This is a genomic window from Lactobacillus sp. W8172 (assembly GCF_016102055.1).
Classification (GTDB): Bacteria; Bacillota; Bacilli; order Lactobacillales; family Lactobacillaceae; genus Lactobacillus; species Lactobacillus apis_A.
Window position 1 is genome coordinate 635,264 of the sequence record NZ_JACFPG010000001.1, and the last position, 14,740, is coordinate 650,003.

Genomic DNA, 14,740 nt, shown 5'->3' on the forward strand with positions numbered 1-14,740 from the left:
TGATGAATAAAAAGAGGAAAGGTAAGGAGAAGTATGAAAGCTAGAATTGTCTATGCTAGTATGACTGGTAATGATGCCGATATGGCAGATATCTTGGAAGAAGATTTACAAGACTATGGCTTTGATGTGGAAACAAGCGAAGCAGAATTTACCGATGCTAGTGACTATTTGACAAGCGACCTCTGCATCTTCGTCACTTATACTTACGGTGAAGGTAAAATGACTGATGACGTTGCGGACTTTTATGAGCAACTAAAAGAATTGGATTTAAGTGGTAAATACTTCGCCGTGATGGGCAGCGGCGACATGGTCTATGCTGACCATTTTTGCGAAAATGTCTTTGACTTTGAAAAAATGTTTAATCAAGTTGGTGCAAAAGAAGTAACTAAACCAGTTACAATTGAAAATGCACCGGATGATGACGATATCGCTGCTATTGACAATGCCGCAAAGGAAATGGCTGATCAATTAAATGGCTAAAAACACTAACACTAATTCATCCAAGTTTAATTCAACGTCTGATCCAACCATTCATCGCTTGGGACAAAACATGGTTAAACGGCACCGTAATTTATTTGTTTACATGATTTTCGGTTTTATTGCTGCTCTCATTAACACCGTGGTATTTATGGTTATCCACAAATACATGCATAGCCCCGTATTAATTTCAAATACAATTGCGTTTGTGATTTCAAATTTGGCCTCTTTTGTTTTTAATCAAAAAGCCGTTTTTACAAATAACGTTGATGAAGAGCATTCTACTTGGCAAAAGTTAATCGTCTTTTTCACTTACCGCATTATCAGTTTAATTCCTGACAGTCTCATCATGTTAGTTGGGCTGTCATGGTTAAAAATGAATGCACTATTCGTGAAAATTCTTGATCAGGTTCTAGTTGGTATTTTCAACTACTTGACAACCAGATCTGTTTTCCAAGCAAAAGAAACTACGATGATTGAACGAGCTAAAAAGAAGCTCAAAGAACATCAAGAAAAACATCAAAAATAAAAAGTCATGAATTCTGCTAGTGAATTCATGACTTTTCTTTTTATTCAAAATCTTTTGGTCGTTGCCCCTTTTTATCAGAAAAGTAATAAGCAATTGCATCCATGATACGGTCTGAAGCATGACCATCACCATAAGGATTCTTTGCATTAGCCATTTGGTCATAGGCACTTTTATCTTCTAATAATTGCAGCATTGCTGCTCGAACATCGTCAACTTGTGTTCCAACCAGTTTCAATGTTCCAGCCTTAACACCCTCTGGTCGTTCAGTAGTATCACGTAAAACTAGCACAGGCTTGTTTAAAGCGGGTGCTTCTTCTTGAACACCACCCGAATCTGTCATAATAAAGTAACTGCGCTTAGCTAAGTTATGGAAATCAACCACGTCAAGTGGTGCGATCAAATGAATGCGAGGATCATTGCCTAAAATCTCATGTGCTACTTCTTGCACCTTAGGCGACATGTGAACGGGATAGATGATTTCAACATCGTCGTGACTATCCACAACTTCTTTCATCACCTTAAAGACGCGTCTCATCGGTTCGCCCTGGTTTTCCCGTCTGTGCATTGTTACTAAGATCACTCTATGATTTGGCTCAATTAAATCGAGCACCTTATGATGATAATCATCTTTGACCGTTTCTTGCAAAGCATCGATAGCAGTATTACCAGTAATAAAAATATTCTCTGCTTGATGATGCTCACTAAGCAGATTTTCTTTACTCAACTTAGTTGGTGCAAAATAAATATCTGCCAAGTCATCTGTCATTTGGCGATTCATTTCTTCAGGGAAAGGCGAATACTTATTCCATGTTCTCAAACCTGCTTCAACGTGACCGATAGGTCGTTGTTGGTAAAAACTGGCTAAACTCGCTGCAAAACTAGTCGTTGTATCACCGTGCACCAAAACGATATCAGGTTGTTCCTTGGTAATCACATCTGCCAATTTAAGCATTACCTTTGAAGTAATTCCTTCGAGCGACTGGTTCTTTTTCATGATATTAAAATCATAATCTGGTTTTATATTAAAAATTTCTAGAACTTGATCTAGCATTTCGCGATGCTGCGCAGTAACGACTGTTACCTCGTCAAAACGCTCATCTGCCTTTAGTTTCAGCACCAAAGGAGCCATTTTTATTGCTTCTGGTCTCGTTCCAAAAACCATCATTACTTTTATTTTAGTCATAAGTGCCTCCACACTAATAATATTAATTTCACAAGAAAAACTCAAGTCATTATGCTTTAATAATTAAGAGGAAATAGAAAGCTGGTAAACTAATGAAAAACCATTTTGGACTACTTTTAATCACTGCCTTTTTAATCATCATTGCCTGCTTCTTTCTAGTATTTAGTTTCGATAACCGGCGTACAAAGCAAAAACGGTTATTACTTTTGACTGGCGCAATTATCTTATTTATTATAATCGGCATTTTAACCAAGCTAATCTTAAACAATCCTCTACTTTAATCATTTTTAGAGTAGGGGTTTCGCAAAAGAGTGCTACTCATTTTTTTCGAGTTTTTAAATGTGCATCTTTCAACTATTAATTGGTAGCTCGTTGTATAATCATAATATAGAGTAAGAAAAGAGATGAGCAAAATGAGCAAGGAAGAAACCACCAAAAATGTTTGGGTTACAACTCACGGTGACCAATGGGCAGTAAAGATTGCTGGTGAAGCCAAGCCACTTAAAGTCTTTGACCGCAAAACTGATACAATGGAATTTGCTAAAGAACGTGCTAAAGAAGAAAAGACTGAGTTAATTAGCCAAAAACGAGATGGTAAAATTAATTTGAAAGATTCTTATGGTCATGATAGTCGTAAAACAAAAGGCTGACTTTAATAGCTGAACTTAAATCAACTTTATAGATGACAGTGACTTCTATATTCTCATTCATTATGGTTACAGCATTAAATAATAGTTGATACTCTCAAAACCTATTTAAGTTAATATTTTAATTAACCAAATAGAACACTTTTTCTTTATTTATATATAACAAAAAAACTGATTTCCAAATCGGAAATCAGTTTTTTTAATACTTAAAATTAGTGGCTCCGTTAATTTAATGAGTAAACATATACCGCACCATCTGACCAGCTTGATACATAAAGTTGATCATTATGAGCACGCACACCTACACAACCACCAATTTTATCAGCAATAACTTTAGTTGAGCCGTCTTTAGCAATTCTTCTGACACAATCACCACCATTGTCAGCCGCAATTATCTCACCCTTAGCTGTAATGTCGATGCCAACACCTGGTCTTGCAAAACCTTTTGAAAATACTGAGACTTGTTTATTGGTGTCAATTTTTAGTACACTTCCACCATAGTTCGTGACAAAAAGATTGCCTTGAGAATCTTCCACCACTCCAACTGGAGTCTGCATTTTATTCGAAACAATGGTCTTTTTACCTTGAGGGTCAATACTTACTATTTCATCACTACCACGGTTAGTAACAAGTAAATTCCCTGCTTTATCAAATGAAATACCTGTTGGCGTACTCAAATTATTAGCAAAAGTAGTCTTTTTACCATTTTTATCTACCTTAAGAATGACATCGGCACTATAGTCAGATACATACAAATTGCCACTCTTGTCGAAAGCTAATCCTGCTGGCGAACTCAGGCCAGTTACAAATTTTGACTTTTCACCATTGCTCGATATTTTAGTTACTGAATCTCCACCCCAATTTGAGACATAAAGGTTATTCTCTTTATCAATTGCCATTGCTGTTGGAGATGAGAAACCTGTGTATTTTTTAATCAGTTTCAATTTTTGGTCCCCTTTCTGATTGCCCTTTTTTGCCTTTTTCACTTTTTTGACTTTTTTGACCTTTTTGGTCTTCTTTTTCTTACTGTAAACTTTGGTGCTTAATTCCACGTCACCTAGTCCCATGTCGTTTGTGCAAGCAGCTAAACTGCCTAGTAGACCTAATAAGACCGTTATTTTAGCCAAGCGCTTCATCATTTTTAAAATCTCCTATTATGTTCTTGTAAAGCATCATTTGCATAATGAAACTTATTGTCATAAGGATAAATTTAACTATCCTTATTTACACTGCTAACTATTTTGTCATAATCGTATTTAGCATCACCATCATTCACTTTCTCAAACACTGTTTGAGTTGTAACTCGTATTGGTGATCTATTTCATTTGTTCGAAAACTGGTGCTCCAGTATCTAAAGCCTCCTATTCTTGTAGTTTCTTATAATAGTAGTCTATCTGCTGGAGTTAACTCCATGTCAATTAAATTTTGCATTACAAAAAATCCATGCTTTTTACAACATGAATTTTTCCATTTATTTACCTTCAACTCGTTTCCAAACAGTGCTTAAGTTTAAGTATTTTACTAAATCACTTATATAGCGCCATTTTGAAATCATCCCGTTTGTCATAGTCAATTGTTACTTTTTTGCAACGATGTACGGTGCTTGAGTATTCTCTCCACCTACACAATCTATTTGTTCTAGCTTTAATACCAGAACTTGAAATGGAGCTAACTCCAGCATATTTTTATTATGATTGGTGTAAACATGATAATAATGACCCCATTTTTTCTATTCTCTATAATCAAAATAAATTGGAAAAACAATTGATAATCGCTACCACAATTAACTAGTCAGAACAAAAAAACTGCTTCCCTACTTGGAAATCAGTTTTTCATTTTCAGCGGTTCTCACTTTTCATGACTCTGGTGAGATTCGAACTCACCTCTACGGTTTAGGAGACCATTGTTCTATCCAGATGAACTACAGAGCCGCAACAAATTAACTTTACCAAATTTAGTTGATAAAAGCCAATTTTTTTAGATTAATATTGCCGTGTGAAATATGGACTTGGATTGTTTGAATCCGCAATTTTATCTGCCGCAAAAACAAAGGGCGTCCAGATTGCCAGCGCAATTAACATGTTAATAATACACAAAACAATTGCACGCCAATCATAATTGCAGGCTAAGAATGGTCCAATAATTGGCGGCACAACTGCAGGAACCGCAGCTTGTACCGGATTTACCAAGCCCAGCATTGCCACCCAATATGAAAATGCAACATTGACGATTGGAGCTAAAACAAAGGGGATGAAATAAACTGGATTAAGCACGACTGGCAATCCAAGTACAATTGGCTCGTTGATGTTAAAAACAGCTGGAGCCAATGCAACTTTAGCGATCGTGCGGTAATCACTTCGTTTAGAAAATAGTAAAATCGCTACAACTAACATCAAAGTACCACCTGCGCCACCAAACCAAGCAAAGGCATCAAATGAGCCCCTAACCCAGAGATAAGAAGCAGGTTCACCGTTACGTACCGCAGTTACGTTAACATTCTGGGCTGTTAACCAAATTGAATCGAGGATTGGGGCCCAGACTCCCAGCCCATTAAGTCCAAAGAAACTAAAGATTTGGACAAACAGCGTTACTAGCAAGACCATACCAAAGCCCTGGCCAAGTTTTACAAGCGGTGTTTGGATGGAATTTAATAGCCAATTACCAAAATAAGTACCAGTAATTGTTTGAAAAGCAAAATTGATCATGCCGACACAAAAGATGGCAATAATTGCTGGGATCAGTGAATCAAGTGCCATTTGTTCTGCATATGGTAAAGTAACCGACATATTCAACTTAAGTCGTGCTTTTACACAAAAGGCAAAAATTGAAACACCGATTGAACCAAACAAGATTGCGGTAAAAATTCCGGTAGTTGAAAACTGCGAAATATCAAAAGTATGCTTAACTGAAATAGTCCGACCATTTACCCGCATTTTAGTTAAGTTAGCAATGCTCATTGCTAAGGAAGACAGGGAAACAATTGCCCCTGCAATTGGATCAACTTCCATACTTTTAGCTAAATGATAGCCAAGTGACATAGATAAAAAGAGTGCAAAAAGTGCAAAGGTTCCTCGCCAAACCACATTGCTAATCAAAGCGAGGGGACTCATCAACCAGGCGAAAGTTTCCCAGCCCAAGTTAACTCGCGCAGCTTCAATCAAACTCTTAATTAAAACTGCAAGTGAACCAGCAATCGTAATTGGCATTACAGAAACGAATGCATCACGTAAGGCCACTAACCAATGGGTCTGCGCCAGTTTATTTGCTAGTGGCAATATGTAGTCTTCTAACCAGGCTACTAATCGACTCATTTTTGCTCCTTTTTCTTTAAATAATGTGGATGATATCCCTTATTCTTACGATTCTTGTTTTTATGCTTTTTCTTTTTAGTAGGCTGCTCAGGCTGAACTGTCTTTGTAACAGCTTTGGACGCTACTTCTTGTTCCTTTGGCTGTTCGGTCGACAACTTGTGTTTAGCAAAATAAACCCGCTCAATTTGTGTTGTATCTGTTAATAACTTTTTGAGATCACGCAAATCATGGTCATCCCCAAGCGTTACAACATAGCCCTTGGCTCCCATTCGTCCAGTTCTTCCGGCGCGATGCAAGTAGGTATTTGTTTCACTAGGAATATCGTAGTTGATTACATAGGTTACTCCAGGTATATCTAAACCGCGAGCAGCTAGGTCTGTTGCAATTAAGAGTCGTGTTCTACCAGCCTTAAAATCGCTGAGTGCCTGCTCTCTTTTTTGCTTACCAAACTCATTTGCTAGTAAACCAAATTTGGTTTTGGTATGACCAAGGATACCGGCAAAACGTATCATTGTCTGATTGGAATCGAAAAACAAAATCCCCTTAAAGTGATCCAATCTCATTAAACGCTGAATAAAGTCAATTTTATGAGCATTATCAACCTGCAGAAAATAATTTTTTACTGTTGTGCTTTGTTTTGCCCGCACATCGACCAATTTAAAAGGACGATCAAATAATTCAGCTGCATTTTGCGTAATCTCCGATTCAGTTGCTCCAAATAATAAAATTTGAGCATTCGGTAATAAGTTTTGTCCTAATGAACTTAACAATTCCATTTTGCTGAATTCAAGAATATCGTCAGCCTCATCAATGACTAAGGTTTTGATTTGTTCAACTTTAATACGGTTACTAGAGAAAAAGTCAAAGAAACGTCCTGGAGTTGCGACAACAACTTCAGGATGTTTTTTCTTTAAATTGTCTTCCTGTCGTTGCCGATTACCTGAACCGACCAGCGTAATACCAGTAAGATCTAAAGCGTGAATAAAAGGATTAATTGCATGTCTGATTTGCACTGCAAGCTCTGTAGTAGGTGCAAAAATAATCAAACTATTTGGCTCACCTTTGGTGACTTTTTCAAGCGTCGGTAAAGCATATGCCAACGTTTTTCCCGTTCCCGTTTTGGCCAACGCAATACAGCTTTCACCCTCACCAATTAACTGGTTAGTTTCTTGTTGGATTAAAGTTGGTTTTGCAAAACCTAATTTAGTTAAAACTGTTTCGATTTCTTTTTTCATTATTGTGTTAACTGTCCATATCGTTGTTTATACTGCGTTACTGTCCCATTATATGCGAGCATTGCAACGCCATTTTCTAAGCCGCTAACTGATTTTACGCGACCGTTGTTAGTGTAGCGCCAAAAAGAATATTTCATCTTACTTGGTGCTTTTTTGCCATTAGTAATAAATAAAGTTCCATCAGGAAAAAGCGGTTTATACCTGATATTAACATCAACCATGACTAATTTGCCGTGGTTTTCCATCATCCTGACAAATTGAGCCATCTGTTGTAGATAACGGTTACTATGATCGTCAACTGCAGGTTCAATCAAGATAGGTAAGCTGCCTGTGTTCAAACCGACTTTCTTCATGAAATATTGATAGTGCTGTTCCGGTGTAGACTCATTACTGTATGCGATACTGGTGCCAAAAGCCATTTTGGTGCCTAACACCTGATCGCGATAAGATAAGTAATCATCATCAAAATATGAACGTCCTTGCGTGCTTCTGAGATACACAAACGAAATACCGTGATCTTGTAATTCATGCAGGTCAACATATCCAAAAGTTTGATTTAGTTCCACACCAATTGCACTTGAATTTGAGTCGGAAGGCAATGTTGTTTGATTGCGAAAATTAAGTACACCTGCTACAAGTCCCCCAATTGCAACTATTAACAGTAAAATAATTGCTGGCAACGTATATTTGTGATGAAATCTACCCATCCTGATCTCCGACCTTTATCTATTAGTTATTATACCAATATTTTTATTATAATTGACAATAACAAAATATGATACCAGGACAAAAAAAGACTAACAAAAGTTAGTCTTTCTTGATTTCATCTATTCATCAACTGGATATACTGGCTTTCCACCACTTAAAACTCGTTTAGCATCGGTCATACTCTGGTTAACCATATTTTTAACCGAGGTCTTAGTGTAGTATGCAGAGTGCGGCGTGAATACAACATTTGGCATTTTGACCAATTCTTGATAATCTTTTGGCAATTCCGAAATGTCATTGAATTTCTTCATCACAATTGCTTCTTCGCCAGTCATAACGTCAAGCGATGCGCCAGCAATTTCATTATTTTTCAGAGCAGCAATTAAATCTTTGTTGTCAACTAAAGGACCACGCGCAGCGTTAATTAATACCGCTGTGTTTTTCATTTTCTTAAATTCCTTAGCGCTTATCATACCCTCTAAATCAGGTGTAAATGGCGTGTGCAAAGATAAAATATCGGATTCTTTAATAACCGTTTCAAAGTCCGTGTACTCGAGAAAAGCTTCATTGGCAGGATTTTCAACAATGTCGTAACCAATAACTCGTGCACCTAATGCATGAAAAATTTCAGCTGTGGCGCTCCCAATACGTCCCACACCAATGATACCAACGGTTTGATTATAGATTTCGTCGCTCATCAAATTGGCTTCACGCACAAAATTTAAATCTTCTCGTTCATTTTTCAAGATTGGACCCCACTTGCGTAGCAAGTACATTGCGGAAGTTAAAGTGTTTTCAGCAACTGCTCGTGGCGAATATGCAGGAGTGTTAGTAATAAGTAAATGATATTTATGTGCATAATCAAAGTTAACAATATTATAGCCAACTGAGCGTAATGCAATATGTTTTATGCCATACGAAGCTAATTTGCGATAAACTTCTTCCTCATCAAGATCAAAAACTTGCAAGACACTAACAACGTCAAAACCTTCAGCTTGTTCAACTGTCTTTGCATCTAGATCATCATCAGTAGTTTGCAGATCATCGTCAGGATGTTCTTTATTCCACTGGTCAACGTAAACCTTTTGTTCAGGGGTCATACTGTATAGTAAGGCCTTCATTAAATAATCCTCCCTTTTGGATAAATTGTGATATCTACTATTCTATCTAAGATTAGCAAAAAATTAAAGATTTATTTGAACGAATCTAGATTTAGTTTTATGACTAAATAATCTAAAAGTTTTGTACTCTTTTTTCTGCTAAAAAAGCAAAAAGAGATTACTAATCATCGTAATCTCTTTCGGTGTTTGCATTTATTTGGATAACGGCAAATTAATACTCTCGACGACCTTTTTTGTAAACAGCCTTATCTTTTTGAACAACTGCTTCAATCTTTTCTAAAGGATTTTCATCCAAAACAAGGAAGTCAGCGTATTTGCCTTCAGCTAGTGAACCATATTCATCATCAATTTTCATTAATTTAGCAGAATTATAGCTCGTTTGTAATGCTTCATGGTTAGTAAAGCCTTGCTCAACCAAAAGTGGCAATTCCTCAGGCGTCATTGTAAAGTCGTTAAATGGCGTTCCTGCATCTGTACCCAAAGTAATTGGAACTCCTGCATTTTTAGCATTAGTAATGTTGCCACGCAAGTCTTTCCATGCAGCTGCAATTTTGTTCATTTCCCAATCAGGAATTTTACCTGGCGCATATTCAATAAAAGCCCAAGCACCAACAATTGTTGGTGTCAAATACGTACCCTTTTCAAGCATTAACTTGATTTCTTCATCGTTAACATAAAAACCATGCTCAATACTATCAACCCCAGCCTTGATGGCATTCATGATCCCTGGATTACCTTCAGCGTGTGCAGCAACCGTCAAGCCTTTGTGGTGAGCTTCTTCTACAGCAACATGAATTTCTTCCTCACTCAACTGTGTATCATCCATGAAGTCATTTTCAGTCATGACACCGCCAGTTGCCATTACCTTGATTGTTTTGGCGCCTCTTTTGATTCCTTGTCTGACTGCTTTACGCATTTCATCAGGTGAATCTACCAAATGGCCAAAATTAGGCATGTCGCCATGACCACCAGTCATTGAATATGGTCGACCAGAAGGTAAAATCTCTGGTGTTTTAGTAACTTTGCCCTGCTCAATTAGCTTACTTAAATAAATATCAACATCATAACTGCTTCCACATTCTCGAATGTATGTTACACCTGATTTTAATAAGTCATGCAAGTTACTTAAAGCTTGAACTACTGCAGCTACCTCATTGTTATCTGTCCCGCCATCAGCCGTTTGTGGATCCATCACGACATGCGTATGGCAGTTGATTAAACCAGGAATAATAAATTTTCCTGCTAAATCAACAGTTTTATCCACTTGAGGTATTTCACCTGAACCAATTTTGGTAATTTTTCCACTTTCATCATCAACTACTAAGTAGTTGTTTGCATGAATTTGATCATCTTCGCCAGTATAAATATTGGCATTAACATAAGCTGTTTGTGACATTTGAAATCCTCCAAACCAAATAAAAAAGCACTCATCCCTAATATAAGGACGAGTGCTTCGCGTTACCACCTTTAATTTTTTTATTACTCACGTAATAAAACTCACTAGCTATCAATCAATAGCTTGCATTTATAACGGCTGCAACGCCGCTAACGGCTAACTATCACCGTTAGTCATCAATTAAAGCCCATGTTCATTAACTGCTATCGGCTAGCTTTCACCACCTGCTAGCTCTCTTTCACGATACCAAGAAAATTACTCTGCTTCTCAAGATGAAATATTTAATTATATTTTAATTTAGCATCTAAATTGGCATGTGTCAATAGCTCATTAATTAAAATTAGTTGGTTTATATAGCCCAAACAATGTTTACTATAAATTTGTTACATTTCTACAACTTTAATTGGATTGCCTTGCTTTTTAATCACTGCAAGCAAGTCCTGGGGATTTAACCAAATCGTTGCAGTATTGTCATTAGGATGAACGGCAATTCTAGGCTGGTCTGCAAAGTACTCATCCAAATAAAATGATACTTCATGCTTTTGATCATTTAACAAACCTAAAGGTGTAACTGAGCCTGGAGTCAAATCAAGTTTTTCTTTTAAGTCAGCTAGTGAAGCAAAGCTAAGTCTTCTGGTATCATTTTGCTCGCGAAACTCAGCTAAATTTACCCGCTTATCACCCTTTACAGTCAGCAGGTAATAATTGCGCTTTTTATCATCTCGCACAAACAAGTTCTTAGCGTCTGCCTCAGGATGAGGAAGAGAAATTTCTTCCATTTCTGCCATATTAAAAACGGCTTGGTGCTCAACTATCTCATATTCGATTCCCAATTGATCAAGATATTGTAAAGTCTCTTTTTTGTTCATTTTTAGCTTTTCATCCTATACGCTCTTAATGCTTATATTAGTATATGGATTATTAATTTCATCTGTGAATTGCAAATCTATAAAATAATTATCTTCCCTATTGTAACAGGTTAAATAAAAAATTTATTTTGATCAGTTATTTTCTTTTTTTGGTTTGATTATATAAATTCCATCTACAATTTTATATCTTTCAATTTCGTCTCTTCGTGTCTTATCTGTTTCAATTTCGTCAAAAGTTAATTTAGAGATAATATGATGAGCTTTGGGCATTCCAGAAACTGCATATACTTTATATCCAAATATTCCTAAAACGGGGTTTAAATACATAGCACTACTGCCTACATACATAAAACCAATTAATAAAAATAATAGGACATTCATCATTATTGACTTGAAATTGTGAATATCAAACGAAAGTAATGGTGTAAAATAAGTCACAACATAGTTCATCAAACTATCGCTTTCTGGGTTAATTTTCATGTCTTTAGGTAAAATATAAACTTCTGAACCACTTCCAATAAACAACTGTACTGTTTGATATATTGAGACACTAATTAAAACTACGGAAATTACAAAGAATACTACCCAAAAGCTGTTCAAGTTATCAGACATATCTACATTTTTTTTAATATAATCTACGATATTACGTTCTATAATAGCTTTAATAAGTTCTATAGTAGCTTTTGACACTTCTTTATAGTTTATGTTACTTAAAAATAGCCAAAAATATAGTGGTAAATAAGAGCTAATAAAAAGCCCCCACTTTGAAAAATAATCATTTTTCATATTATATTCTTGTTTTATCTATACTTCGAACGTTTGAAACATCAGCTGTGTATGAGGAGTCAGATAGCGCGTCAATCAATTGGCTTTCCTTTCCACTATCAGCCGTTAACTGTCCGTTTTCATAATGTACGTTTTCAACTTTACTACTAAATTCTTTATTTTTCCTGATTTCTTCAAATCTATCAATATTTTTCAAAGTTAAATCAAAACGCTTTTTATCATTTGTGATCTTTATAAATTTTCGAGCCAAAGTTTTTCTAGTCTTTAATTTACTTATCAATTTTTTTTTCGTATTATCACTAAATATCTTTTTCAAATTATAATTGCTTTTGAATCTTTCGACGGCAATCTTAGAAAAAAAACTATCCATTTTGAATAAATTTTCAAATTTTGCTTGTGCCTGATTAATCAGCAAAAATTGATTATTAATAATCAATAAATCTATTTTTTTATTGAATCCCGTTACATCATCGTATTTTTTAAAGCTAATTTTTGAATCATCCATATTTCCTATAGATATGGCACCAAATAAGTACTTTTTTTTCAATTTTAAAATTCCAGAAAAACTTCCAAAAAGTTTATAGGTATTCCCCTGGGTATGAATAGATACCATATACAAACTAAAGTCCTCTCCAGTCTTTCCCTTGGTGCTGGCTAATTGGTTTTCTTCATCGTCAATTTTCTTTAACTTATCAGCAATATTTTTATAATCACGTATTCTAACAAGTTCATGTGTATTTTTTTTATTATTTATAACATCGTAATCTATTACTTCTCGATTTTTAAAATATGACTTGTTCAATTCGCTTTTTAAAGAGTCAAATAATACCTTTTTACTAGCACTATCACATTCTACTTTATAGATTTCATTACTCGTCTTTTTTAATGCTATCAAAAAAATCTCTATTCTTTTATCATAATCGCTTTCTTTTTCAATAGATACTATATCATCTATTATCTTTTCTAAATCAAAGCAGTTCTTTTCCATATAATATTACCCATCTCATCAATTAACTAGCATAAAAATAACATAATATTAGTATCACAATTATATAACAATGTAAAGTTCACTATTTTTTATTTTGATTTTTATTTGTCCGCATAATTAATAAATATGCAGTTACAATCATCATAACCGTTATCAACGAGACGGCAATGAGCATATTTATTGTGCCGTATTTTTGAATTACTGAACCAATAACTGGATTGATAATCATTGTAGCTAAACTAGTAGAGAATGACAGTCCAGAAATAAAAGTAGCCCTGGATTTATCTGACACCCATAAATTTAACATTTGCATTACTACTGGATCGAGGATGTCTAAAACGATATATAATAAACCAGCACCTAGTAAAAACAAATACTTCGAGCCTTGAATTTCTAGTCCTGTTGCGGCTAGTAAAACAGCAATTATTAAAAACGTTAAAGATGAAAACTTCATTTTTACCAATCGGTAAGATTGAGCTGCTACTAACCCACCAGCAAAACTATAGATCATAAAGACGCTTCCGTTAGCAGAAGCATCAAAACCTAATTTAGAAATATAATTGGGCAATAGCATAAATATCGCATTTTCGACCGCAGTTACTATAATCATAATTACAAAGAGAAACAGAATGTCTGAAGAATGAATCATATCCCTAAAAACTGATAAAATACTTTTTAGCATATCAGTGTAAGTCTCGTGCTCATGATCTACGTTTTCAAATTTTTTGGACTCTTTAGTTAAAGCAATAACGGCCACTGCACCTAGGAGAAAAAGTGATTGAAACAAGTATGGAAATTTATCATTTTGAGTAAAAAGATAGCCTCCTACTGCAGTTGCAACGCCTAAAACAATTGAGCCGATTAACTGCCTATTTCCTCGTATTTTGCCATAGAGCTGTTCATCCCCATCTTCGCGAATACCTTCGTAAAAAAAGGCCTCATCTGCACCACTCAATAATGCATTTCCCACACCTTCCAGTGCAAAGGAAACAGCAAGTAAAGGGAAAATAATATTTTTCGGGCAAAACATTGCCATAACCGTTAATAGTGGTGTTGTAATTAAAACGGCTAAACCAGTCAAAACAACAGTTTTGTTTTTAAACAGATCACCTAAAACTCCGCTTGGTATCTCAGAAAAAAATTGTGCAAACATAAAAATTGATTCTAGTAGCGCAAACTGAACCAAACTTAGTTTTAATACTTGTACTACAAACAAAATGCTAATGATTCTGGAAAACCTTAGATTAGTAAATGTAGTATAGAGATAGTATTTAATTGTATTATTAATTTTCATTTTTGTTTATTAGTAGCTAAAATAGCCTCACTATCTTCTTTCTATGATATTGAATTTACTCTTAAAAATGCTGTTTATTTATAAGGATTTAATTAAATTCAGATTAGCATAATTACCAAAATAAGTAAAATTGACTAGGCTCTTGAAAAGAAAAGCACCAGACTAACTATAGCCTGATGCTTTATTTTATCTTTGG

Annotated in this window: 14 protein-coding genes, 1 tRNA gene and 1 other annotated feature; of the genes, 3 read left to right on the forward strand and 12 right to left on the reverse strand. The window is 35.3% G+C overall.

The genetic code is table 11. The features are described from left to right. Positions 1-33: 33 nt before the first annotated feature. Both H3R21_RS02915 and H3R21_RS02920 read left to right on the forward strand, forming a co-directional pair. On the forward strand, positions 34-480 hold the full coding sequence (locus tag H3R21_RS02915; protein ID WP_046306393.1) for a flavodoxin: 447 nt from the start codon (positions 34-36) through the stop codon (positions 478-480). Next, on the forward strand, positions 473-1,006 hold the full coding sequence (locus H3R21_RS02920; RefSeq protein ID WP_198182883.1) for a GtrA family protein: 534 nt from the start codon (positions 473-475) through the stop codon (positions 1,004-1,006). The genes H3R21_RS02915 and H3R21_RS02920 overlap by 8 nt, the downstream gene beginning before the upstream one ends. A 40-nt stretch (positions 1,007-1,046) precedes the next feature. Here the strand turns inward: H3R21_RS02920 and wecB are convergent, their stop codons facing one another. Further along, positions 1,047-2,189 (reverse strand): non-hydrolyzing UDP-N-acetylglucosamine 2-epimerase, encoded by a 1,143-nt coding sequence (wecB, locus tag H3R21_RS02925; RefSeq protein ID WP_198182885.1) that lies wholly within the window; start codon positions 2,187-2,189, stop codon positions 1,047-1,049. A 413-nt stretch (positions 2,190-2,602) separates the two neighbouring features. Here wecB and H3R21_RS02930 point away from each other — a divergent pair, with 413 nt between their 5' ends. Continuing rightward, complete coding sequence (locus H3R21_RS02930; RefSeq protein ID WP_198182887.1) at positions 2,603-2,839, forward strand: DUF2188 domain-containing protein; 237 nt, start codon at positions 2,603-2,605, stop codon at positions 2,837-2,839. Positions 2,840-3,060: 221 nt separating this feature from the next. Here the strand turns inward: H3R21_RS02930 and H3R21_RS02935 are convergent, their stop codons facing one another. The 11 genes from H3R21_RS02935 to H3R21_RS02985 all read right to left on the reverse strand — a co-directional run bounded on the left by H3R21_RS02935 (position 3,061) and on the right by H3R21_RS02985 (position 14,544). Then, positions 3,061-3,975, reverse strand: a complete 915-nt coding sequence (locus tag H3R21_RS02935) for an NHL repeat-containing protein (RefSeq protein WP_198182889.1) — start codon at positions 3,973-3,975, stop codon at positions 3,061-3,063. Positions 3,976-4,694: 719 nt separating this feature from the next. Then, a tRNA-Arg gene (locus H3R21_RS02940) sits at positions 4,695-4,767 on the reverse strand. 51 nt (positions 4,768-4,818) lie between these two features. Then, positions 4,819-6,147 (reverse strand): PTS sugar transporter subunit IIC, encoded by a 1,329-nt coding sequence (locus H3R21_RS02945; protein ID WP_198182891.1) that lies wholly within the window; start codon positions 6,145-6,147, stop codon positions 4,819-4,821. Further along, complete coding sequence (locus tag H3R21_RS02950; protein ID WP_198183073.1) at positions 6,144-7,385, reverse strand: DEAD/DEAH box helicase; 1,242 nt, start codon at positions 7,383-7,385, stop codon at positions 6,144-6,146. The genes H3R21_RS02945 and H3R21_RS02950 overlap by 4 nt, the downstream gene beginning before the upstream one ends. Continuing rightward, complete coding sequence (locus tag H3R21_RS02955; RefSeq protein ID WP_198182893.1) at positions 7,382-8,089, reverse strand: GH25 family lysozyme; 708 nt, start codon at positions 8,087-8,089, stop codon at positions 7,382-7,384. Before H3R21_RS02955 ends, H3R21_RS02950 begins: the two co-directional genes overlap by 4 nt. Positions 8,090-8,209: 120 nt before the next feature. Further along, positions 8,210-9,211 (reverse strand): D-2-hydroxyacid dehydrogenase, encoded by a 1,002-nt coding sequence (locus H3R21_RS02960; protein WP_198182895.1) that lies wholly within the window; start codon positions 9,209-9,211, stop codon positions 8,210-8,212. Positions 9,212-9,422: 211 nt separating this feature from the next. Continuing rightward, positions 9,423-10,607, reverse strand: coding sequence for an amidohydrolase family protein (locus H3R21_RS02965; protein WP_198182897.1), 1,185 nt, complete (start codon positions 10,605-10,607; stop codon positions 9,423-9,425). A 41-nt stretch (positions 10,608-10,648) separates the two neighbouring features. Further along, positions 10,649-10,888, reverse strand: a binding site (T-box leader). A gap of 102 nt (positions 10,889-10,990) precedes the next feature. Beyond that, entirely contained in the window at positions 10,991-11,476 is a 486-nt protein-coding gene (locus H3R21_RS02970; RefSeq protein ID WP_198182899.1) for a prolyl-tRNA synthetase associated domain-containing protein, read from the reverse strand. A gap of 132 nt (positions 11,477-11,608) precedes the next feature. Then, entirely contained in the window at positions 11,609-12,262 is a 654-nt protein-coding gene (locus H3R21_RS02975; RefSeq protein WP_198182901.1) for a hypothetical protein, read from the reverse strand. 1 nt (position 12,263) lies between these two features. Further along, positions 12,264-13,250 (reverse strand): hypothetical protein, encoded by a 987-nt coding sequence (locus H3R21_RS02980; RefSeq protein WP_198182903.1) that lies wholly within the window; start codon positions 13,248-13,250, stop codon positions 12,264-12,266. Positions 13,251-13,332: 82 nt separating this feature from the next. Continuing rightward, the gene (locus H3R21_RS02985; protein ID WP_198182905.1) at positions 13,333-14,544 is read right to left on the reverse strand and encodes an MFS transporter; all 1,212 of its coding nucleotides are present in this window, start codon (positions 14,542-14,544) and stop codon (positions 13,333-13,335) included. Positions 14,545-14,740 lie beyond the last annotated feature (196 nt).

Bases quoted from the DNA above. Each gene is read 5' to 3' on its own strand.
- H3R21_RS02915 (WP_046306393.1), top strand. From the start codon at position 34: ATGAAAGCTAGAATTGTCTATGCTAGTATGACTGGTAATGATGCCGAT.
- H3R21_RS02920 (WP_198182883.1), top strand. From the start codon at position 473: ATGGCTAAAAACACTAACACTAATTCATCCAAGTTTAATTCAACGTCT.
- wecB (WP_198182885.1), bottom strand. From the start codon at position 2,189: ATGACTAAAATAAAAGTAATGATGGTTTTTGGAACGAGACCAGAAGCA.
- H3R21_RS02930 (WP_198182887.1), top strand. From the start codon at position 2,603: ATGAGCAAGGAAGAAACCACCAAAAATGTTTGGGTTACAACTCACGGT.
- H3R21_RS02935 (WP_198182889.1), bottom strand. From the start codon at position 3,975: ATGATGAAGCGCTTGGCTAAAATAACGGTCTTATTAGGTCTACTAGGC.
- H3R21_RS02945 (WP_198182891.1), bottom strand. From the start codon at position 6,147: ATGAGTCGATTAGTAGCCTGGTTAGAAGACTACATATTGCCACTAGCA.
- H3R21_RS02955 (WP_198182893.1), bottom strand. From the start codon at position 8,089: ATGGGTAGATTTCATCACAAATATACGTTGCCAGCAATTATTTTACTG.
- H3R21_RS02960 (WP_198182895.1), bottom strand. From the start codon at position 9,211: ATGAAGGCCTTACTATACAGTATGACCCCTGAACAAAAGGTTTACGTT.
- H3R21_RS02965 (WP_198182897.1), bottom strand. From the start codon at position 10,607: ATGTCACAAACAGCTTATGTTAATGCCAATATTTATACTGGCGAAGAT.
- H3R21_RS02970 (WP_198182899.1), bottom strand. From the start codon at position 11,476: ATGAACAAAAAAGAGACTTTACAATATCTTGATCAATTGGGAATCGAA.
- H3R21_RS02975 (WP_198182901.1), bottom strand. From the start codon at position 12,262: ATGAAAAATGATTATTTTTCAAAGTGGGGGCTTTTTATTAGCTCTTAT.
- H3R21_RS02980 (WP_198182903.1), bottom strand. From the start codon at position 13,250: ATGGAAAAGAACTGCTTTGATTTAGAAAAGATAATAGATGATATAGTA.
- H3R21_RS02985 (WP_198182905.1), bottom strand. From the start codon at position 14,544: ATGAAAATTAATAATACAATTAAATACTATCTCTATACTACATTTACT.